The 19289-nt window shown below is 57.4% G+C and carries 19 protein-coding genes and 1 riboswitch; of the genes, 8 read left to right on the top strand and 11 right to left on the bottom strand.

The genetic code is table 11. From position 1 onward, the window contains the following. Nucleotides 1-11: 11 nt before the first annotated feature. From PGR09_RS24045 to PGR09_RS24010, 8 genes are all read right to left on the bottom strand, one after another. Complete coding sequence (locus PGR09_RS24045; RefSeq protein WP_047047091.1) at nt 12-1544, bottom strand: sensor domain-containing diguanylate cyclase; 1533 nt, start codon at nt 1542-1544, stop codon at nt 12-14. A gap of 451 nt (nt 1545-1995) precedes the next feature. Beyond that, entirely contained in the window at nt 1996-3129 is a 1134-nt protein-coding gene (thiH, locus tag PGR09_RS24040; RefSeq protein WP_047067099.1) for a 2-iminoacetate synthase ThiH, read from the bottom strand. Next, on the bottom strand, nt 3126-3896 hold the full coding sequence (thiG, locus tag PGR09_RS24035; protein ID WP_045397342.1) for a thiazole synthase: 771 nt from the start codon (nt 3894-3896) through the stop codon (nt 3126-3128). Before thiG ends, thiH begins: the two co-directional genes overlap by 4 nt. Before the next feature lies 1 nt (nt 3897). Continuing rightward, nucleotides 3898-4098 (bottom strand): sulfur carrier protein ThiS, encoded by a 201-nt coding sequence (gene thiS, locus PGR09_RS24030; protein ID WP_015704010.1) that lies wholly within the window; start codon nt 4096-4098, stop codon nt 3898-3900. After that, a complete protein-coding gene (locus PGR09_RS24025; RefSeq protein WP_045397339.1) occupies nt 4082-4837 on the bottom strand; it encodes a HesA/MoeB/ThiF family protein in 756 nt (251 codons plus the stop codon). Before PGR09_RS24025 ends, thiS begins: the two co-directional genes overlap by 17 nt. Continuing rightward, nucleotides 4830-5465, bottom strand: a complete 636-nt coding sequence (gene thiE / locus PGR09_RS24020; protein ID WP_430916571.1) for a thiamine phosphate synthase — start codon at nt 5463-5465, stop codon at nt 4830-4832. The genes PGR09_RS24025 and thiE overlap by 8 nt, the downstream gene beginning before the upstream one ends. Beyond that, nucleotides 5465-7360: a phosphomethylpyrimidine synthase ThiC gene (gene thiC, locus PGR09_RS24015; RefSeq protein ID WP_045397333.1), complete on the bottom strand. Its 1896-nt coding sequence runs from the start codon at nt 7358-7360 to the stop codon at nt 5465-5467. Before thiC ends, thiE begins: the two co-directional genes overlap by 1 nt. An 89-nt stretch (nt 7361-7449) precedes the next feature. Continuing rightward, a riboswitch (TPP riboswitch) is annotated at nt 7450-7574 on the bottom strand. A 52-nt stretch (nt 7575-7626) separates the two neighbouring features. Next, on the bottom strand, nt 7627-8124 hold the full coding sequence (locus PGR09_RS24010; protein WP_045397331.1) for an Rsd/AlgQ family anti-sigma factor: 498 nt from the start codon (nt 8122-8124) through the stop codon (nt 7627-7629). A 90-nt stretch (nt 8125-8214) separates the two neighbouring features. On the opposite strand from PGR09_RS24010, the gene nudC reads away from it, so the two are divergent. The 6 genes from nudC to PGR09_RS23980 all read left to right on the top strand — a co-directional run bounded on the left by nudC (nt 8215) and on the right by PGR09_RS23980 (nt 12574). Next, nucleotides 8215-8988: an NAD(+) diphosphatase gene (gene nudC / locus PGR09_RS24005; RefSeq protein WP_045397329.1), complete on the top strand. Its 774-nt coding sequence runs from the start codon at nt 8215-8217 to the stop codon at nt 8986-8988. Between the two features lie 40 nt (nt 8989-9028). Continuing rightward, nucleotides 9029-10093, top strand: coding sequence for a uroporphyrinogen decarboxylase (gene hemE, locus PGR09_RS24000; protein WP_015704014.1), 1065 nt, complete (start codon nt 9029-9031; stop codon nt 10091-10093). A gap of 12 nt (nt 10094-10105) precedes the next feature. Next, complete coding sequence (nfi, locus tag PGR09_RS23995) at nt 10106-10777, top strand: deoxyribonuclease V (protein WP_045413593.1); 672 nt, start codon at nt 10106-10108, stop codon at nt 10775-10777. A gap of 42 nt (nt 10778-10819) precedes the next feature. Beyond that, the gene (locus PGR09_RS23990) at nt 10820-11410 is read left to right on the top strand and encodes a YjaG family protein (RefSeq protein WP_430916570.1); all 591 of its coding nucleotides are present in this window, start codon (nt 10820-10822) and stop codon (nt 11408-11410) included. 186 nt (nt 11411-11596) lie between these two features. Beyond that, complete coding sequence (gene hupA / locus PGR09_RS23985) at nt 11597-11869, top strand: nucleoid-associated protein HU-alpha (RefSeq protein ID WP_002884342.1); 273 nt, start codon at nt 11597-11599, stop codon at nt 11867-11869. A gap of 12 nt (nt 11870-11881) precedes the next feature. Next, nucleotides 11882-12574 carry a DUF1481 domain-containing protein gene (locus tag PGR09_RS23980; protein WP_045397364.1) on the top strand — a complete coding sequence of 231 codons (693 nt, stop codon included), beginning with the start codon at nt 11882-11884 and terminating at the stop codon, nt 12572-12574. Between the two features lie 3 nt (nt 12575-12577). Here PGR09_RS23980 and zraP read toward each other — a convergent pair whose 3' ends face one another. Next, nucleotides 12578-13015 carry a zinc resistance sensor/chaperone ZraP gene (gene zraP / locus PGR09_RS23975; RefSeq protein WP_063415965.1) on the bottom strand — a complete coding sequence of 146 codons (438 nt, stop codon included), beginning with the start codon at nt 13013-13015 and terminating at the stop codon, nt 12578-12580. Nucleotides 13016-13275: 260 nt separating this feature from the next. On the opposite strand from zraP, the gene zraS reads away from it, so the two are divergent. Next, nucleotides 13276-14661: a two-component system sensor histidine kinase ZraS gene (zraS, locus tag PGR09_RS23970; protein ID WP_430916569.1), complete on the top strand. Its 1386-nt coding sequence runs from the start codon at nt 13276-13278 to the stop codon at nt 14659-14661. After that, on the top strand, nt 14648-15979 hold the full coding sequence (gene zraR / locus PGR09_RS23965) for a sigma-54-dependent response regulator transcription factor ZraR (RefSeq protein ID WP_047047107.1): 1332 nt from the start codon (nt 14648-14650) through the stop codon (nt 15977-15979). Before zraS ends, zraR begins: the two co-directional genes overlap by 14 nt. Here zraR and purD read toward each other — a convergent pair. Next, entirely contained in the window at nt 15969-17264 is a 1296-nt protein-coding gene (gene purD, locus PGR09_RS23960; RefSeq protein ID WP_045397319.1) for a phosphoribosylamine--glycine ligase, read from the bottom strand. The genes zraR and purD overlap by 11 nt on opposite strands. A 15-nt stretch (nt 17265-17279) precedes the next feature. Next, the gene (purH, locus tag PGR09_RS23955; RefSeq protein WP_430916568.1) at nt 17280-18869 is read right to left on the bottom strand and encodes a bifunctional phosphoribosylaminoimidazolecarboxamide formyltransferase/IMP cyclohydrolase; all 1590 of its coding nucleotides are present in this window, start codon (nt 18867-18869) and stop codon (nt 17280-17282) included. Nucleotides 18870-19289 lie beyond the last annotated feature (420 nt).

The raw sequence follows: 19289 nt of genomic DNA, 5'->3' as shown, positions 1-19289 counted from the left end.
GAGGGTTACGCTCAGGCGCGAACGATTCGGTTCTTGCCCTGCTGTTTGGCCTTATACAACGCTTCATCCACGCTAACGACCAGTTTTTCCAGCGGCTCCATATTCCACTCTCCGAGGCCGGCGCTAAAGGTGACGGTTAATCCTTCTTCGCGCCAGGTTCGGCTGGCAACGTTAAGGCGCCAGCTCTCCAGAATGGTGAGCGCGTTGTCGATATGTTCGGCAGGGAAGATTACGGCAAACTCTTCGCCGCCGTAGCGGTAAAGCGAGATCTCCTGAGGCTGCAGGATCTGTAACCCTTCACGCGCGACGTTGCGCAGCACGATGTCGCCATTGAGATGGCCCCAGGTATCATTAATCGATTTGAAGTTGTCGATATCGACCAACGCGAGGGCGAAAGGCTGGTGATCGTTCATCAGCGCGGCGATATCGCTGTCGAAGGCGCGGCGGTTTTTGCAGCCGGTCAGGGCATCGATGGTGGCCTGGCGGACATAGGTGAGCTCACGCTGTTTATTGCTCTCGATCGCTTTGCTGAGCATGGCTTCCAGCCGCGGCGCGCGTTTGACGTCGCCGGTCTTGATGGCGTTAATGATGTTCATCAGTACGGTACGCGAAGCGTGACGCAGATAAAGCCCGAACAGAACAATGACGATAGCGGCAAGAGCGAAGCCCCAGGCGACAATATCGGTTTCATAGCGCGTCAGGTCGTCAAGGGTGGCATCGGTAACGCGGAAAATAACGAACCAGTCAGGATTGGTAAAGGAATAGTAGTAGTACCAGGCCTTATGCTCCTCATCATAAAGCTGGCCTTCCGCACTGGTCATTTTGTCCATGAGTTCCGCGCTAATGTAGGTTTTAAATAGCGCGCCGGTATCGGGATGGATCACCACTTTGCCGTCGCGTTGCACGACAAAAAACTCGCCCTGCACCGGTGAGACAATCTGCCGTAACGCGTAGCCCATCGACGTTAGATCCATATGAAACGCCAGGCTACCTTTGAGCCGCCCCTGCGGCGAAATGACAGGCCGGTAGACGGTGACGGTAGGATGGTGAGTGAAGTAGTCAAGGTAAGGAGTGGTATAGAGACTGAAGGTACTGGCTTCCGCCTGGCGAATAAACCAGGGACGCGTTTTAGGATCAAACGAGCGGCTCTCATCGCCTTCCATCACCTCGGGAGCGCGCAGATAATGGCCGAGAGTATCGGCAAGCGAAATGGAGGAGACCGTCGGCATCAGCTCCTGCAAACGCATCAGATCGTCCAGACCCTTTTGCGGATTGACATTTACGGCGATATTGAGCGCATCGTCGCGGGCGAAGTATTTCGTCGCGCGCGCCAGAATGTAGTCATTCTCGCGCAGCAGAGATTCGGTGTAGTTCACCGCAAGATTATGGGTAAAGTTGCGGTTAATATGATGATAATCTTCGAGAAAATTTTTCTTCTGCGTCGCGGTAACAAAGATTGCGATCAGTAAAAAGCTGAGCAAAATCCCCGCAAAGCCCACTACGATCGGCGTAGTAAAAGAAAGCTTTCTGTTGTGGCGTGCCATAAGTTGTTAATCGTCCAGAATCAATATACCCGTCATACTTCAAGTTGCATGTGCGTTGGCAATAACTCGGCCCATCCTTGGGCCTCGCCTTTACGGGGCCAGCGCAAGCGCTGTTCAAAACGGCTAGCCGTTTTGTTCTGCAACTCGAATTATTTAGGGTATAAACCGTGGGTTTAGACGCAGGTTAAGCCAGCATGCCTGCTTAGCGAATCAGGTAACTATCGCTAAATTATAACGCTGAGTGCGCTCAGCATCGTGATTAATATTCGATAGTAATATGTTTGCGGCAGTGCGGACGGTAGAGGCAGGGCGAAGAGAGGAAAGAAAAACTCGCCCTGGTCAGCGTCCGCTGCTGACCCTGGCAGAATAGAAAAATGGCGGCAGTTGGGCGAGCCTCCGTTTTCCATCTCTCGTGCAGGCACGCAAAATAATCAGCGGCTTGCATCATACTTCATGATGATTGCGAGGCGCGTCCCAGCCAGCTATCCCAGTCTTTCCATACCGGCTGTAGGCCACGGGCGGCCAGCGCGCTGGCAACCTCTTCAGGGCGGCGATCGTCGTGGGGAGCAAATTGCTCAAGTTCCGGATGATCGTCGGCGTAGCCGCCGGGTTGGGTTTTGGAGAACGCGCTGACGTTGTTAATCGCCAGCGGGATCACCCGGTCGCGGAACCACGGTGATTCACGGGTCGAGAGCGACAGCTCAACCTCCGGCGCCAGCAGGCGGAAGGCGCAAATGGTCTGCACCAGCTGACGCTCGTCCATCAGCGAAGCTGGCGTAATACCGCCGGCGCAAGGGCGTAAACGCGGAAAGGAGATAGAGTAGCGGCTGCGCCAGTAGCGCTGCTGTAGCCATAGCAGATGCTCGGCGACCATAAAGCAGTCCACTCGCCAACTGTCGGAAAGGCCAATGAGCGCGCCGAGGCCGATCTTATCGATCCCCGCTTCGCCTAAACGATCCGGTGTATCAAGGCGCCAGAAGAAATCCTGCTTTTTACCCTTCAGATGGTGCTGGGCATACATACTTTCATGGTAGGTCTCCTGATAGACCATCACCCCATCAAGCCCCAGCGTTTTTAGTTCGGCATATTCTTCGGTCGCCAGCGGCTGCACTTCCATATGCAGCGAGGCAAACTGGCGGCGAATGGCTGGCAGGTGCTGGCGGAAATAATCCATTCCGACCTTACTCTGATGTTCGCCGGTGACCAGCAGGAGATGTTCAAAGCCTAAATTGCGGATTGCGGCGCATTCGCGGGCAATCTCCGCTTCATCCAGCGTCTTGCGCTTGATGCGGTTACTCATTGAGAAGCCGCAGTAGGTACAGTCGTTGGCGCACAGGTTGGACAAATACAAAGGTACGTAAAAGCTGACGGTGTTGCCGAAGCGCTGCCGGGTGAGGCGCTGCGCGCGCTGGGCCAGCGGTTCAAGATAGTCGGCCGCGGCAGGTGAGAGCAGGGCCATCATGTCATCGCGGGTGAGTTGTTTTGCCGCCAGCGCCCGTTCGACGTCGGCGGCGGTTTTGCTGTTGATGCGCAGGCGGATGTCATCCCATTCCAGCTGCCGCCAGCGATCGCTGAAAGTTTTCATGCCAGTGCCTCCAGAAAGCCGGTCAGCGGGCTGGTGGCCTGCGCCTGAGTACTGCGCGCCCCCGGTCCGGCCTGACGCGCCAGTAATCCGGCATCGACCGCCATGCGGAAGGCGCGGGCCATGGCGACAGGATCGTCGGCGACGGCAATGGCGGTGTTGACCAGTACCGCATCAGCGCCCATTTCCAGCGCCTGCGCCGCGTGGCTCGGCACGCCAATCCCGGCATCAACCACCACCGGTACCGTCGCCTGTTCGATAATAATCTCCAGCATGGCCCTGGTTTCCAGCCCCTGATTGGAGCCTATCGGCGCACCCAGCGGCATCACCGCCGCGCAGCCAGCCTCTTCCAGCCGTTTGCACAGGACCGGGTCGGCGCCGCAATAGGGCAAGACGACAAACCCTTCGCGCACCAGTAGCTCCGCCGCCTTCAGGGTTTCAATGGGGTCAGGCAGCAGCCAGCGGGCGTCCGGGTGGATCTCCAGTTTCAGCCAGTGGGTACCTAAGGCTTCCCGCGCCAGGCGGGCGGCAAAAACCGCTTCTTCCGCCGTCTTGGCGCCTGAGGTATTCGGCAGCAGGTTAACGCCCGCCGCCAGCAGCGGCGCGAGAATCGCGTCATTATGCTGGCGTAAATCGACGCGCTTCATCGCCAGCGTCACCAGCTGGCTTCCCGAGGCGCGAATCGCCTCGACCATTACCTCCGGGGCGGCGAATTTGCCGGTTCCGGTAAAAATGTGGGATTCAAATGTCTTATCAGCAATACGTAACATGTCAGCCTCCGGCGATAACCTGAAAAAGCAGGACCCGATCGCCTTCCTGCAAGAGATGATCTTCCCACCGTTCGCGTGGCAGGATGTGTTGGTTGAGCGCCAGCGCAACGCCCGGCTGGAGCTGTTCCAGTTGGCTAAGCAGGGCGCTTACGCTGAGGTTGTCCGCGCACTCCAGCGGTTCGTCGTTAAACCAGACTTGCATGATGTCCTCCACAAACCGGACAGCCCCGGGCCTTTTGCAACGTAAGGTTGCGCCAGTTGCTGGTGCGGGCGTCAAACAGCCGTAGCGTGTTGCGCGGCGTCGCCATGCCGCTAAGGAGCTTAATGGCTTCCAGCGCCTGCAGCGTCCCCATCATGCCGACGACCGGGCCGACGATCCCCGCGGTACGACAGTTACGCTGTGGTTCGGCGGTGTCCGGCCACAGGCAGCGGTAGCAGCCCTGCGCCCAGGGCGGCGTCAGCACCATCAACTGGCCGCCGAAGCCGACGGCGCTGGCGGTTACCAGCGGCGTCTCAAGGGCGACGCAGGCGGCGTTAATCGCCTGGCGGGCAATCATGTTATCGGTACAGTCCAGCACCACGTCGGCTTTCGCCACTTCGGCGCGCAGCGACTCGCCGCTTAAGCGCTGCTGTAGCGCCACGAGGCGGATTTGCGGATTGAGTTGGTTGAGCCGCGTCTTTGCCGCCGCGGCTTTTGGCTGGTCGATATCGTCGCTGGTGAACAGAATTTGCCGCTGCAGGTTGCTGAGATGCACCGCGTCGTCATCGGCCAGGGTCAGCGTCCCGACGCCGGCCCCCGCCAGATATAGCGCCGCCGGCGAACCTAAGCCGCCCAGGCCGATAATCAGCGCCCGGCTGGCTAACAGTTTCTGCTGTCCCTCGATGGCGATATCTTCCAGCAATAGCTGGCGGCTGTAGCGCATGAAGTCGTGATCATTCATCGCCTGATCCTGCCAGCGCTAACAGTTGTGCTGTGGCAGCCCGCCAGTCTGTTGCCTGGGTAATGGCGCTGACGACCGCGATGCTGCCGACGCCGGTCGCCAGTACGCCCGGCGCTTTTTCCAGACTGATGCCGCCTATCGCTACCGTCGGATAATCGGCCAGACGATGAATATGCCCGGCAAGCTGTTCGAGGCCCTGCGGCGCCGAAGGCATCTGTTTGGTTTGTGTCGGGTAGACGTGGCCCAGCGCGATGTAGGAAGGGCGCGCCGCCAGCGCGACGTCAATTTCCATGTCGTCGTGAGTGGAGACGCCAAGGCGCAGTCTGGCTTTACGGATGGCGCTCAGATCGGTGGTTTCCAGGTCTTCTTGACCCAAATGTACGCCGTACGCCCGGTGCTTAATCGCCAGTTGCCAGTAATCATTGATAAACAGCCGTGCGTGATAGCGGCGGCCAAGTGCGATGGCGGCGATGACATCATCCTCTACGTCGCTGTCGCGCTGGTCCTTGATCCGTAACTGAATGGTGCGCACGCCGGCTTCCAGCAGGCGCTCAATCCACGCCACGCTATCGACAACCGGATAAAGCCCGAGACGAAACGGTACGGGCGGAAAGTCAGGCTGGTACATCAGGCATTTTCCTTTTTCAGGTAGATTTCACCGCCGCGGGCGCGGAAGTTATTCGACATATCGGCCATGCCGGCCTCGATACTTTGCTTCGCGGCGTAGTCGCGGACCTCCTGGGTGATTTTCATCGAACAGAATTTCGGCCCGCACATGGAGCAGAAGTGGGCGACTTTGCCGGATTCCTGCGGCAGGGTTTCATCGTGATAGGCCCGCGCGGTAAAGGGATCGAGCGCGAGGTTGAACTGGTCTTCCCAGCGGAATTCGAAACGCGCTTTGGACATCGCGTTGTCGCGGATCTGCGCGCCGGGGTGGCCTTTAGCGAGGTCGGCAGCGTGGGCGGCGATTTTATAGGTAATCAGCCCCTGTTTTACATCCTCTTTGTTGGGCAAGCCGAGATGTTCTTTTGGCGTGACGTAGCACAGCATGGCGCAGCCAAACCAGCCAATCATTGCCGCGCCGATACCGGAAGTGAAATGATCATAGCCCGGCGCGATGTCGGTGGTGAGCGGCCCCAGCGTGTAGAACGGCGCTTCGTGGCAGTGCTCCAGTTCTTCGGTCATATTGCGGCGAATCATCTGCATCGGCACGTGGCCGGGGCCTTCAATCATCACTTGAACGTCATACTCCCAGGCGATTTTAGTCAGCTCGCCCAGCGTATGCAGTTCGGCGAACTGCGCCTCGTCGTTGGCATCCTGAATCGAGCCGGGGCGCAGACCATCGCCGAGGGACAGCGACACGTCATAGGCGGCGCAGATTTCACAGATTTCGCGGAAGTGCTGGTAGAGGAAGTTTTCCTGATGATGCGACAGGCACCACTTGGCCATGATCGAACCGCCGCGCGAGACGATACCGGTCAACCGCTTCGCGGTCATTGGCACATAGCGCAGCAGCACCCCGGCATGAATCGTGAAGTAGTCGACGCCCTGTTCGGCCTGTTCCAGCAGGGTATCGCGGAAGGCTTCCCAGGTCAGGTTCTCGGCAATGCCGTTAACTTTCTCCAGCGCCTGGTAAATCGGGACGGTACCAATCGGCACCGGGCTGTTGCGCAGGATCCATTCGCGGGTCTCGTGGATATAGCGGCCGGTGGAGAGGTCCATTACCGTGTCGGCGCCCCAGCGGGTTGACCAGACCAGCTTCTCGACCTCTTCCTCGATGGAAGAGGTCACCGCCGAGTTGCCGATATTGGCATTCACTTTCACCAGGAAGTTGCGGCCGATAATCATCGGTTCGGATTCCGGGTGATTGATATTGGCCGGGATGATGGCTCGCCCGGCAGCGACTTCATCGCGGACGAACTCGGCGGTAATGTTGTCCGGCAGGCGGGCGCCAAAGCCTTCTCCGGCATGCTGCTGGCGCAGCACCTCGCTGCGGATACGCTCGCGGCCCATGTTTTCGCGAATGGCGATGAATTCCATCTCCGGGGTGACGATCCCCTGGCGGGCGTAGTGTAGTTGCGTTACGCATTTGCCGGCGACGGCGCGTTTAGGCGTCAGCAGGCCGCCGAAGCGCAGTTCATCGAGGCCATCGTCGGCCAGCCGCGCTTTAGTGTATGCCGAGCTGCGTTCGCTGAGCGGCGCGCAGTCGTTACGTGCGTCGATCCACCGCTGGCGTAGTTTGGTCAGACCCTGGCGGACATCGATGTTGATCTCCGGGTCGCCGTAAGGCCCGGAGGTGTCGTACACCGGTATTGGTTCGTTGGCTTCGTATTGGGGGTTATCGTTATCACCGCCGATGAGCGTCGGGCTGAGCTGGATTTCACGCATCGGGACGCGGATATCAGCCTGTGAGCCTTGAATGTAGATACGGCGTGAATTGGGAAAAGCGGTACCTTCCAGCGTATCAATGAATCGCTGCGCGTGTTCGCGTTGTTCCCGGCGGGTCAGTTTGGTAGTAGACATAGCGCATTCCAGTTACAAAAAAAGGAGATGGCTTGTCAGACGACGGATGGAGTAACAGATGCGACCAACCCGTAACGGGCAGGTGCGACCAGCAGTTTACTCTTGTTCCCTTCGCAGGTATTAGCCTGATCAGGTTCCGCGGATCCCGAATAAACGGTCTCAGCCTTTTCCACTTCAGCTTTCGTGTGGAAAATAGGCACTCCGACAAGATGAAATCCCTCCGCAGAGGGATAATGTATGTAAATTACTCGTTAACGGTTCACAACTCAAGCGGTCGGCGCGATATTGTCGCCAACGCTGTCTTTCCGATCGTGAGCGACGACCAGCGCCAGCAGCTTGTCCTCAAGCGCGAAGCGCGCCTCCAGCGACTCGCCGATATCCGACAGCGCCTGCTGAAATTCGAGATAGTTATCATGATCGATGGCGTTTTCGAGGCAGGTATCGTAGTAGTCCATCATCTGCTGGGTATTGGCTTCCAGCTGCGGGTAGATTTTGGTGGCGGCTAAAAGAGGGGTACTCCCTTCCATTTCTCCGATAATACGTTCATAAATATTAAAATGACCGGATGAGAGGTAATCCACCAGGCTTTGGCAAAAGTCATCCAGCGCCTTTTCATTAAGCCGCATAAAGGACTCTTTGCCGGGTTTCAGGCCAACCAGGTTGTAGTAAGCCACGAGCAAATGCTTACGCACAAGCAGCCAGCGATCGACCAGTTTGTTATTGCCTCCAACACGTTCCGTCAGGTTTTCCAGCTGGTTTAACATGATTGACTCCGCAAGATTAAAAATAACGTTGCTCAGCAAATGTAAATATAATGTTAAAAGTGCCAGTAAAACGAAGGTAGCGCAATAGATATGGATCGTATTATTGAAAAATTAGATCGCGGCTGGTGGATCGTCAGTCACGAACAAAAATTATGGCTTCCCGCAGGGGAATTACCACATGGCGAAGCGGTAAATTTTGATCTTGTCGGTGAACGCGCGCTACATCTCGGCGAGTGGCAAGGCGAAGCGGTGTGGCTGGTGCGTCAGGATCGTCGCCATGATATGGGATCGCTGCGCCAGGTGTTGGATCAGGATCCTGGGCTTTTCCAGTTAGCAGGGCGCGGGATCCAGTTGGCCGAGTTTTATCGATCGCATAAATTTTGCGGCTACTGCGGCCACCCGATGCACGTCAGTAAAACCGAGTGGGCGATGCTCTGCGGCCACTGTCGCGAGCGCTATTATCCGCAAATTGCCCCCTGCATTATCGTCGCCATTCGTCGCGACGATTCGATTTTACTGGCGCAGCATACCCGCCATCGTAATGGTGTCCATACGGTGTTGGCCGGGTTTGTCGAAGTGGGCGAAACCCTTGAGCAGGCGGTCGCACGCGAAGTCATGGAAGAGAGCGGCATTAAGGTGAAAAACCTACGCTATGTGACCTCCCAGCCGTGGCCTTTCCCGCAATCACTGATGACCGCCTTTATGGCTGAATACGACAGCGGCGATATTGTCGTGGATAAAAAAGAGCTGCTGAGCGCAGAGTGGTATCGCTATGACGACTTGCCGCTACTGCCGCCGCCGGGCACCGTGGCGCGACGCCTGATCGAAGATACGGTGGCGATGTGTCGGGCAGAGTACGAGTGACATGTTACACTGGGCGCATCAACGCTAAAGGAATGTAAAAATGACCGAACTGAAAAACGATCGTTACCTGCGTGCGCTGCTGCGCCAGCCGGTTGATGTCACCCCGGTGTGGATGATGCGCCAGGCAGGCCGCTATCTCCCGGAATACAAAGCCACCCGCGCGCAAGCGGGCGATTTCATGTCGCTGTGTAAAAATGCCGAGCTGGCCTGCGAAGTGACGCTACAGCCGCTGCGCCGTTACCCGCTGGATGCGGCGATCCTCTTTTCGGACATCCTGACGATTCCGGACGCGATGGGGCTGGGACTGTACTTTGAAGCTGGCGAAGGCCCGCGCTTCACCTCGCCGGTGAAATGCAAAGCCGACGTCGACAAGCTACCGGTGCCGGACCCGGAACAAGAATTAGGCTACGTGATGAACGCCGTGCGCACCATTCGCCGTGAACTGAAAGGCGAAGTGCCGCTGATTGGTTTTTCCGGCAGCCCATGGACGCTGGCGACCTACATGGTTGAAGGCGGCAGCAGCAAAGCCTTTACCGTCATCAAAAAGATGATGTACGCCGAACCGCAGGCGCTGCACGCGCTGCTGGACAAGCTGGCGAAAAGCGTCACCCTGTATCTGAACGCGCAGATCAAAGCGGGCGCGCAGTCGGTGATGATTTTCGACACCTGGGGCGGCGTGTTGACCGGCCGCGACTATCAGCAGTTCTCGCTCTACTACATGCATAAAATCGTCGATGGCCTGCTGCGGGAAAACGAAGGTCGTCGCGTACCGGTGACGCTGTTCACCAAAGGCGGCGGACAATGGCTGGAAGCGATGGCGGAGACCGGCTGCGATGCGCTGGGTCTCGACTGGACTACCGATATTGCCGACGCTCGCCGTCGCGTAGGCCACAAAGTGGCGCTGCAGGGCAATATGGACCCGTCGATGCTTTATGCACCTGCCGCCCGTATTGAAGACGAAGTGGCGAACATTCTCGCCGGCTTCGGCCAGGGCGAAGGCCATGTCTTTAACCTTGGTCACGGCATCCATCAGGACGTCGACCCACAGCATGCAGGAGTCTTTGTTGAGGCGGTGCATCGTCTCTCCGCGCAATATCACCAATAGGAGATAAGCATGATGGATTTAGCTGCGCTGCGAACCCAACAGCAATCTTTAGCCGCGTCGGTAGAACGTGCGGACCGATTGGATCGCGATCCGCCGGTACTGATCGGCGGCGCCGATGTGGGGTTTGAGCAGGAAGGGGAAATTACCCGCGCTGCGATGGTGCTGCTAACTTATCCGGGGCTTGAGCTAGTGGAGTATCAGGTGGCGCGCGTCGCCACCACGATGCCGTACATCCCCGGCTTTCTCTCCTTTCGCGAGACGCCCGCGCTGCTGGCGGCGTGGCAACAGCTATCGCAAAAGCCCGATCTGTTGTTCGTCGACGGCCACGGTATTTCACATCCCCGGCGGCTTGGCGTCGCCAGCCATTTTGGCCTGATGGTTGATGTGCCAACGATTGGCGTAGCGAAAAAACGCTTATGCGGGAAGTTTGAACCGCTCGGCGCCGAGCCCGGCGCGCTGGCGCCATTAATCGACAAGGGCGATCAGCTGGCCTGGGTCTGGCGCAGCAAAGCACGCTGCAACCCACTGTTTATCAGTACCGGCCACCGCGTGGGTATGGATAGCGCGTTAATGTGGGTGGAACGCTGCATGCAGGGCTACCGGCTACCCGAACCCACGCGTTGGGCCGATGCCGTGGCATCCCGTCGGCCTTCCTTTGTGCGTTGGCAAGCAAATCACGGCTGATTCAGGTACACTGCGCCTAATTTCTGACTTCGAGAATTCATCATGTTACAAAACCCGATTCATCTGCGCCTGGAGAAACTGGAGAGCTGGCAGCACGTCACCTTTATGGCCTGCCTGTGCGAGCGTATGTACCCCAACTACGCCATGTTCTGCAAGCAAACCGAGTTTGGCGACGGCCAGTTATATCGTCGTATCCTTGACCTGATCTGGGAAACGCTGACGGTAAAAGATGCGAAGGTGAATTTCGATAGTCAGCTGGAAAAGCTGGAAGAGGCGATTCCGTCCGCGGATGACTACGACATGTACGGCGTCTATCCGGCTATCGATGCCTGCGTCGCGCTGAGCGAATTAATCCACTCACGCCTGAGCGGTGAAACGCTGGAGCATGCTATCGAGGTCAGTAAGACTTCCATTACTACCGTCTCGATGCTGGAAATGACCCAGGAAGGTCGCGAAATGACCGATGAAGAGCTCAAAGCTAACCCGGCGGTAGAACAAGAATGGGACATTCAGTGGGAGATTTTCCGCCTGTTGGCCGACTGCGAAGAACGCGACATTGAACTGATTAAAGGGCTGCGCGCAGACCTGCGAGAGGCCGGCGAAAGCAATATTGGTATAAATTTTCAGCAATGAGACCACAAAACGTGATTTACCGCCTGAATTGTAGCGTCTGAAGACTTCCATTCCGCCCCCTGTCTGGTCTACATTTGGGGGGCGAAAAAAAGTGGCTATCGGTGCGTGTATGCAGGAGAGTGCTTTTCTGGCATTTCCGTCGCACTCGATGCTTAGCAAGCGATAAACACATTGTAAGGATAACTTATGAACAAGACTCAACTGATTGATGTAATTGCGGACAAAGCTGACCTGTCTAAAGCACAGGCAAAAGCTGCCCTGGAATCCACCCTGGCTGCAATTACCGAGTCTCTGAAAGAAGGTGATGCTGTTCAACTGGTTGGTTTCGGTACCTTCAAAGTGAACCACCGTGCTGAGCGTACTGGCCGCAACCCGCAGACCGGTAAAGAAATCAAAATCGCTGCAGCTAACGTGCCAGCATTTGTTTCTGGCAAAGCGCTGAAAGACGCAGTCAAGTAAGACCGCGTGGCAGTGTCCAGTTTTAACGAAGGGGCTTTTAAGCCCCTTTTGTCTAACTGGCGTCGCACGCTGACGCTGGCAGGCGCGCTATTGCTCACTGCCTGCAGTCACGATTCTTCTCTTCCTCCTTTCACCGCCAGCGGCTACGCCGATAACCAGGGCGCCATGCGCATCTGGCGCAAAGATGCCGGCGATGAAGTTCACCTGCTTGCCGCTTTTAGTCCATGGCACCGCGGCGACACCTCAACCAGCGAGTACCGCTGGCAGGATGGCCAGCTAACGCTTATTGAGCTCAACGTGTACGGCAAACCGCCGGAACATATTCGCGCCCGCTTTGACGCCCAGGGCGAGCTGAGTTTTATGCAGCGTGAAGTAGATGGTGAAAAACAGCAGCTTTCAAACGACCAGGTCGCGCTGTACCGCTATCGGGCGCAGCAAATCCGCGAAACCAGCGACGCCTTGCGTCAAGGACGAGTGGTATTACGCCAGGGGCGCTGGCATGCCGATCGTACCGTGACCACCTGTGAAGGCCAGACCGTGAAGCCTGACCTTGATGAGCGGGCATTAGCGCATATTGAACGCCGCCAGAATCACTCCTCCGTGGAAGTGAGCGTAGCGTGGCTGGAGGCGCCGGAAGGCTCGCAACTGCTGCTGGTGGCTAACGAAAACTTCTGTACCTGGCAGCCGAACGAAAAATCGTTCTGAGTTTTACCAGTGGTTCATGCCCATATGACCACCGCCGTTACCGCGGCAGCCGCCGTAACCCATACCCGCGCCGCGAGGAACGCCTGCTTCCGCAAGGGCGATATCAAATTTTACCCGCTGCTGATCCAGCTGCTGGCTTAATGTTTCCATTTCCTTCGCCACGGCCTCAATTTTTCCGCTTTCCGGTTTCTGCGCGGTGAGCAACGCATTGTACTCGTAGCGTTTGGACTGCAGCTGCTGGCGCAGGGCGCTCGTTTGCGCATAGTAATTGTCATGTAGCTTCTGCACGGTCGCTTGCTGTTCCTGGGTGAGCTGGCTGTAACCCTGCGCGCCCATCCCGTTGTTATAACCCCAGTGATGTCCGGCCCAGGCCGCGTGACTGCCAAAGGTCAGTGCGGCAAGCGCCACGAGGACGAGGGATAAAGTCGGTTTCCGTTTCATAGCGTGATCTCCTGTGTGGTTTCCCTCGGTATTGCATCTTCCATGCCAGCCTGAAAAAACGCGTGAATACAGGCCTGCCCGCGGCGAACATTATCCTGGCGAGTAAAAATGACCCGTTCTGGCTGGGGCCTGCGAGTCATTTTTACTCGCTAAATCACCGGCGATATGTCTGAGGACAGGTTTCACGGTGTGGAAAAATGGCATGATTCCTGCTGATGGATCCTGGTGATAGCGAATAAGGACACGATAAGGACCCGCCCATGCCGCGCATTACCTCATTTTCCCGGGACACCCTGAGCTGGTTACTGACCGGCACGGTTGTCCTGTTGGTTATTCTGTTTTCCGCGATGATTGTCCGCGATTATGGCCGGGAAACCGCCGCCGCCCGGCAAACCATCGAAGAAAAAGGGGAGGTGCTGATCCGCGCGCTGGAGTCCGGCACGCGTGTCGGCATGGGGATGCGAATGCATCACGCGCAGCTGCAGGCGCTGCTGGAGGAGATGGCCTGGCAGCCCGGTGTGCTGTGGTTCGCGGTGACCGATGAAAACGGTAAAATTATCGCCCACAGCGATCCGCAGCAATTGGATAAGGCGCTGTACAGTCCCGCGCAAATGCGTGAACTCAAGGTGCGTGAACAGGAGCGTTGGCGCCGGCTTGCCGAGCCGCAACCGGCACTGGAGATTTATCGCCAGTTTCGCCCGCTTAACCCTGCTCGTGGTCACCATATGGGGATGATGAAGCGCTGCAACAGCACGCTGGCTCAGCCCAATGTTCCACAGGTAATTTTTATCGCCTTTGATAGCCGCGAGCTGGATGCGGCGCAGGCCCGCGGCTTGCGTAATATGATGATCATGCTGGCGGCCGCGGCGCTGGTCATCGTCGCGACGATCCTCGCTCAGTTCTGGTTCCGCCGCTACCGTCTCTCACGCCAGCAGCTTCAGGAGGCGATGGCCCGCAAAGAAAAACTGCTGGCCCTTGGGCATCTGGCGGCTGGCGTCGCACATGAGATCCGCAATCCGCTTTCTTCGATTAAAGGACTGGCGAAGTATTTTGCCGAGCGTACGCCGCCGGGCGGCGAGGCGCAGGAGTTAGCGCTGGTGATGGCCAAAGAGGCCGATCGCCTGAACCGGGTCGTCAGCGAGCTGCTGGAGCTGGTTCGTCCAGCCCATTTAAACTACCAGCCCGTCGATATCAACGCGCTTATCCACCACTCATTGCAGCTGGTAAGCCAGGATGCGCAGAGTCGCGGGATCGCGCTGCAATTTACTCCGCGCCCTGAATTAACCTCTATTAAAGCCGACCCCGACCGTCTGAACCAGGTGCTGTTGAATCTGTATCTGAACGCGATGCAGGCTATTGGCCGCGGCGGCGTCATTCACGTATCGGCAAGCGAAGCCGATCGGCAACGTGTGAAAATTGTCGTCAAGGATAGCGGTAAGGGGATGAGCGATGAAGAACTGCAGGCCATCTTTACCCCTTATTTCACCACCAAGGCGGACGGCACGGGGCTGGGGCTGGCGGTAGTACAGAATATTATCGAACAACATGGCGGGACAATCCGCGCCGAAAGCCAGCCGGGGGCCGGAGCGATATTTACGCTTTGGTTACCGGTGGATGCTCAACGGAGGGAAGATGAGCAGCGATAAAATACAGATTCTGGTCGTCGATGATGACGTTAGCCACTGCACGATTTTGCAGGCGCTGCTGCGTGGCTGGGGCTATCAAGTGGCGTTAGCCCACAACGGCCTGCAGGCGCTGGAACAGATCCATCGGCAGGTGTTCGACCTGGTGCTATGCGATATCCGCATGGCGGAGATGGACGGTATCGCGACATTAAAAGAGATCAAAGCCTATAACCCGGCGATTCCGGTATTAATCATGACGGCGTTCTCCAGCGTCGGCACGGCGGTTGAGGCTATTAAGTCCGGCGCGCTGGATTATCTGGTCAAGCCGCTGGATTTTGACACTCTACAGCAGACGCTGGTTCAGGCGCTGGCGCATACCCGGCAGAGTGAAGGCGATTCCAGCGCCGCGACGGATTCGCAATGGGGCATGATTGGCGATAGCCCGGCAATGCAGGCGCTTATCAACAATATTACGCTGGTGGCGCCCTCGGATGCGACGGTGCTGATCTGCGGCGAATCGGGAACCGGTAAAGAACTGGTGGCGCGCGCCATCCACGCTTGCAGCGAGCGCCGCGAGAAGCCGCTGGTGACGCTAAACTGCGCGGCGCTCAATGAGTCGCTGCTGGAGTCCGAGCTGTTCGGTCATGAAAAAGGGGCTTTTACCGGCGCGGAGCGGCGGCGGGAAGGGCGTTTTGTCGAGGCGGATGGCGGCACTCTGTTTCTTGATGAAATTGGCGATATCTCGCCGCTGATGCAGGTGCGTCTGCTGCGGGCGATTCAGGAACGCGAAGTGCAGCGCGTTGGCAGTAATCAGACGCTTTCTGTCGATGTGCGGCTAATTGCCGCCACCCATCGTAATCTGGCGGAGGAGGTAAGCGCCGGGCGCTTTCGCCAGGATCTCTATTATCGCCTGAACGTCGTAACCATTGATATGCCGCCACTGCGTCAGCGGCGTGAAGATATTCCACCGCTGGCGCAGCACTTTCTTAAGCGCTATGCCGAACGCAATCGTAAAACGGTGCAGGGATTTACGCCGCAGGCGATGGACCTGTTGATTCACTACGGCTGGCCGGGGAATATCCGCGAACTGGAAAATGCAGTGGAGCGGGCGGTGGTGCTACTGACCGGAGAATACATTTCCGAGCGTGAACTGCCGTTGGCGATAGCAGGTACGACGCTGCCGGTCACTGGCAACGATGAGGCGTTGATTCAGCCGTTAGTGGAAGTCGAAAAAGAAGTCATACTGTCGGCGCTGGAAAAAACGGGCGGCAACAAAACTGAAGCCGCCCGTCAGTTAGGCATTACGCGTAAAACGCTGCTGGCAAAACTCAGCCGTTAGTTTTTTCACGCGCGATGGCGCGCCAGCCGATATCGTTACGGCTGAAGCTGCCGTTCCAGCGAATATCGGTCAGCAGTTCATAGGCGCGCTGCTGCGCCTGCGCCACGGTGTCACCCAGCGCGGTTACGCACAGCACGCGTCCGCCGTTGGTGACTACGCGCTGGTCGTCAGACAGCCTGGTGCCGGCGTGGAAGACTTTACCGTCTGCCGCTTCCTGCTGCGGCAGACCGTGGATCTCATCGCCCGTGTTGTAGTTGCCCGGATAGCCGCCGGCGGCCACCACAACGCCCAGCGAGGCGCGGTCATCCCACTCGGAGGTTTTCTCGTCCAGCTTGCCCGCGCAGGCGGCAAGGCACAGCTCGACCAGATCGGATTTCATGCGCAGCATGATCGGCTGAGTTTCCGGATCGCCAAAGCGGCAGTTGAACTCAATAACCTTCGGGTTGCCCTGCTTGTCGATCATCAGACCGGCATACAGGAAACCGGTATAGGTGTTGCCTTCAGCGGCCATACCTTTAACTGTTGGCCAGATAATCCGCTCCATGGTGCGCTGATGGACTTCATCGGTCACTACCGGCGCCGGGGAGTAAGCGCCCATGCCGCCGGTGTTCGGGCCGGTATCGCCGTTGCCGACGCGCTTGTGATCCTGGCTGGTGGCCATCGGCAGGACGTGCTCGCCGTCGACCATGACAATAAAGCTGGCTTCTTCGCCATCGAGGAATTCTTCAATCACGATGCGGTGGCCTGCATCGCCAAAGGCGTTACCGGCCAGCATATCTTTCACCGCCGCTTCGGCTTCCTCAAGGGTCATCGCCACGATAACGCCTTTACCCGCCGCCAGACCGTCGGCTTTGATGACGATCGGCGCGCCTTTCTCGCGCAGGTAAGCCAGCGCAGGCTCAACTTCGGTGAAATTCTGGTATTCCGCCGTCGGGATATGATGACGAGCGAGGAAATCTTTGGTGAAGGCTTTTGAACCTTCCAGCTGCGCGGCGCCTTCGGTTGGCCCGAAGATGGCGAGCCCTGCGGCACGAAACGCGTCCACTACGCCAATGACCAGCGGCGCTTCCGGGCCAACGATCGTCAGGTCGATTTTTTCATCCTGCGCGAAACGTAGCAGCGCCGGAATATCGGTAACGCCGATAGCGACGTTTTGCAGCGCCGGCTCCAGCGCGGTGCCCGCGTTGCCCGGCGCGACGTAGACGGTATCAACCAGCGGCGACTGGGCCGCTTTCCAGGCCAGCGCGTGTTCGCGCCCGCCGTTGCCGATTACTAATACTTTCATCTGCTGCTCCGTGAATTAATGGCGGAAGTGGCGCATGTCGGTGAAGATCATGGCGATACCATGTTCGTCCGCGGCGGCAATTACTTCTTCATCGCGGATAGAGCCGCCCGGCTGGATAACGCAGGTGATGCCGACGGCCGCGGCGGCATCAATACCATCGCGGAACGGGAAGAAGGCGTCAGAAGCCATGGCGGAGCCTTTCACTTCCAGACCTTCGTCACCGGCTTTAATCCCGGCAATTTTCGCCGAGTAGACGCGGCTCATCTGACCGGCGCCGATACCGATGGTCATATTATTTTTGGCATAAACGATGGCGTTGGATTTGACGAATTTCGCCACTTTCCAGCAGAACAGCGCATCGCGTAGCTCTTGCTCGCTCGGCTGACGTTTGCTGACCACGCGCAGTTCGCCCGCGGTGACCATACCAAGATCGCGGTCCTGAACCAGCAAGCCGCCATTGACACGTTTGAAATCGAGACCCGCGACGCGAGCATCCCACTGGCCGCAGACCAGCACGCGAACGTTCTGCTTAGCGGCGGTGATTTTCAGCGCTTCTTCGCTGGCGGATGGCGCGATGATCACTTCGACGAACTGGCGAGAGATGATCGCCTGCGCGGTTTCAGCATCCAGCTCGCGGTTAAAGGCTATGATGCCACCGAAGGCGGAGGTTGGATCGGTTTTGTAAGCGCGATCGTAGGCGTCGAGGATCGAGTCGCTGACGGCAACGCCGCACGGGTTGGCATGCTTAACGATAACGCAGGCCGGCTCGTTGAACTCTTTCACACACTCCAGCGCCGCATCGGTATCGGCAATGTTGTTATACGAGAGCGCTTTGCCCTGCAGCTGGGTGGCGGTCGCCACGGAGGCTTCTTTTACATTCTCTTCTATATAGAAGGCAGCCTGCTGGTGGCTGTTTTCGCCGTAGCGCATATCCTGCTTCTTAATGAAGTTTAGATTCAGGGTACGCGGGAAGCGGCCAGCGGCTTCTTTACTTTCGCCGTGATAGGCCGGAACCATACTGCCGAAGTAGTTAGCGATCATGCTGTCGTAAGCGGCGGTGTGTTCGAAGGCTTTAATCGCGAGGTCGAAACGGGTGTCCAGCGTGAGAGAACCTTCGTTGGCGTCCATCTCATTAATGATGGCGTCGTAGTCGCTGCTCTTAACCACGATGGCGACATCTTTATGGTTCTTCGCCGCGGAGCGCACCATAGTCGGGCCGCCGATATCGATGTTTTCCACCGCGTCTTCCAGCGAGCATCCTTCACGAGCGACGGTCTGGGCGAACGGGTAGAGGTTAACGACAACCATATCGATAGGCGAGATACCGTGTTGCTGCATGATACCGTCATCCTGACCGCGACGACCGAGGATGCCGCCGTGTACTTTCGGATGCAGGGTCTTCACGCGTCCATCCATCATTTCCGGGAAACCGGTGTAGTCAGAGACTTCGGTAACCGGCAGGCCTTTATCTGCCAGCAGGCGAGCGGTGCCGCCGGTGGACAGCAGCTCGACACCACGAGCGGAAAGCGCCTGCGCGAATTCGACGATACCTGCCTTGTCAGAAACACTGAGCAGGGCGCGGCGGACTGGACGACGTTGTTGCATGGTATTAAATCCCCAGGATTTGAACATTACAGAGAGCGTTAGGTGAGTTTTTGCCTAAAAACTCACCTAACGCACCCAACCGGGCATCCGTGTCATAGCGCGGCATTGTAACGAAAACGTTTGCGCAACGCTCGCGAATTTTTATCTTTCTCTTTAAGCCGATGGTTCTCTCCTTATATGGCAATGGATGTACCGGGGTTTAAGCCGTGTTTTGCCGTGTGCCTGTGGATAATTCTGTGTGTAAAAGGGTATAAAGCGGGGTTTTGCTGGGGAATGCAGCAGTCAGTCATTTTTCTGCAATTTTTCTATTGCAGGTGCTCGAGAACTCCCTATAATGCGCCTCCATCGACACGGCGGATGTGAATCACTTCACACAAACAGCCGGTTCGGTTGAAGAGAAAAATTCTGAAATTCAGGGTT

The sequence above is a fragment of the Klebsiella sp. 141251 genome, from assembly GCF_050600725.1.
GTDB lineage: Bacteria > Pseudomonadota > Gammaproteobacteria > Enterobacterales > Enterobacteriaceae > Klebsiella > Klebsiella aerogenes.
The sequence above is the reverse complement of the archived record's forward strand: the minus strand, read 5'-3'. Positions and strand labels throughout refer to the sequence as shown.

What these genes read in the sequence shown, in the direction of transcription:
- zraP (WP_063415965.1), bottom strand. Translation starts at nt 13,015, where the DNA reads ATGAAACGGAAACCGACTTTATCCCTCGTCCTCGTGGCGCTTGCCGCA.
- PGR09_RS23990 (WP_430916570.1), top strand. Translation starts at nt 10,820, where the DNA reads ATGTTACAAAACCCGATTCATCTGCGCCTGGAGAAACTGGAGAGCTGG.
- nudC (WP_045397329.1), top strand. Translation starts at nt 8,215, where the DNA reads ATGGATCGTATTATTGAAAAATTAGATCGCGGCTGGTGGATCGTCAGT.
- thiC (WP_045397333.1), bottom strand. Translation starts at nt 7,360, where the DNA reads ATGTCTACTACCAAACTGACCCGCCGGGAACAACGCGAACACGCGCAG.
- PGR09_RS24025 (WP_045397339.1), bottom strand. Translation starts at nt 4,837, where the DNA reads ATGAATGATCACGACTTCATGCGCTACAGCCGCCAGCTATTGCTGGAA.
- thiG (WP_045397342.1), bottom strand. Translation starts at nt 3,896, where the DNA reads ATGTTACGTATTGCTGATAAGACATTTGAATCCCACATTTTTACCGGA.
- PGR09_RS24045 (WP_047047091.1), bottom strand. Translation starts at nt 1,544, where the DNA reads ATGGCACGCCACAACAGAAAGCTTTCTTTTACTACGCCGATCGTAGTG.
- thiS (WP_015704010.1), bottom strand. Translation starts at nt 4,098, where the DNA reads ATGCAAGTCTGGTTTAACGACGAACCGCTGGAGTGCGCGGACAACCTC.
- hemE (WP_015704014.1), top strand. Translation starts at nt 9,029, where the DNA reads ATGACCGAACTGAAAAACGATCGTTACCTGCGTGCGCTGCTGCGCCAG.
- thiH (WP_047067099.1), bottom strand. Translation starts at nt 3,129, where the DNA reads ATGAAAACTTTCAGCGATCGCTGGCGGCAGCTGGAATGGGATGACATC.
- hupA (WP_002884342.1), top strand. Translation starts at nt 11,597, where the DNA reads ATGAACAAGACTCAACTGATTGATGTAATTGCGGACAAAGCTGACCTG.
- purD (WP_045397319.1), bottom strand. Translation starts at nt 17,264, where the DNA reads ATGAAAGTATTAGTAATCGGCAACGGCGGGCGCGAACACGCGCTGGCC.
- nfi (WP_045413593.1), top strand. Translation starts at nt 10,106, where the DNA reads ATGGATTTAGCTGCGCTGCGAACCCAACAGCAATCTTTAGCCGCGTCG.
- PGR09_RS24010 (WP_045397331.1), bottom strand. Translation starts at nt 8,124, where the DNA reads ATGTTAAACCAGCTGGAAAACCTGACGGAACGTGTTGGAGGCAATAAC.
- purH (WP_430916568.1), bottom strand. Translation starts at nt 18,869, where the DNA reads ATGCAACAACGTCGTCCAGTCCGCCGCGCCCTGCTCAGTGTTTCTGAC.
- zraS (WP_430916569.1), top strand. Translation starts at nt 13,276, where the DNA reads ATGCCGCGCATTACCTCATTTTCCCGGGACACCCTGAGCTGGTTACTG.
- thiE (WP_430916571.1), bottom strand. Translation starts at nt 5,465, where the DNA reads ATGTACCAGCCTGACTTTCCGCCCGTACCGTTTCGTCTCGGGCTTTAT.
- zraR (WP_047047107.1), top strand. Translation starts at nt 14,648, where the DNA reads ATGAGCAGCGATAAAATACAGATTCTGGTCGTCGATGATGACGTTAGC.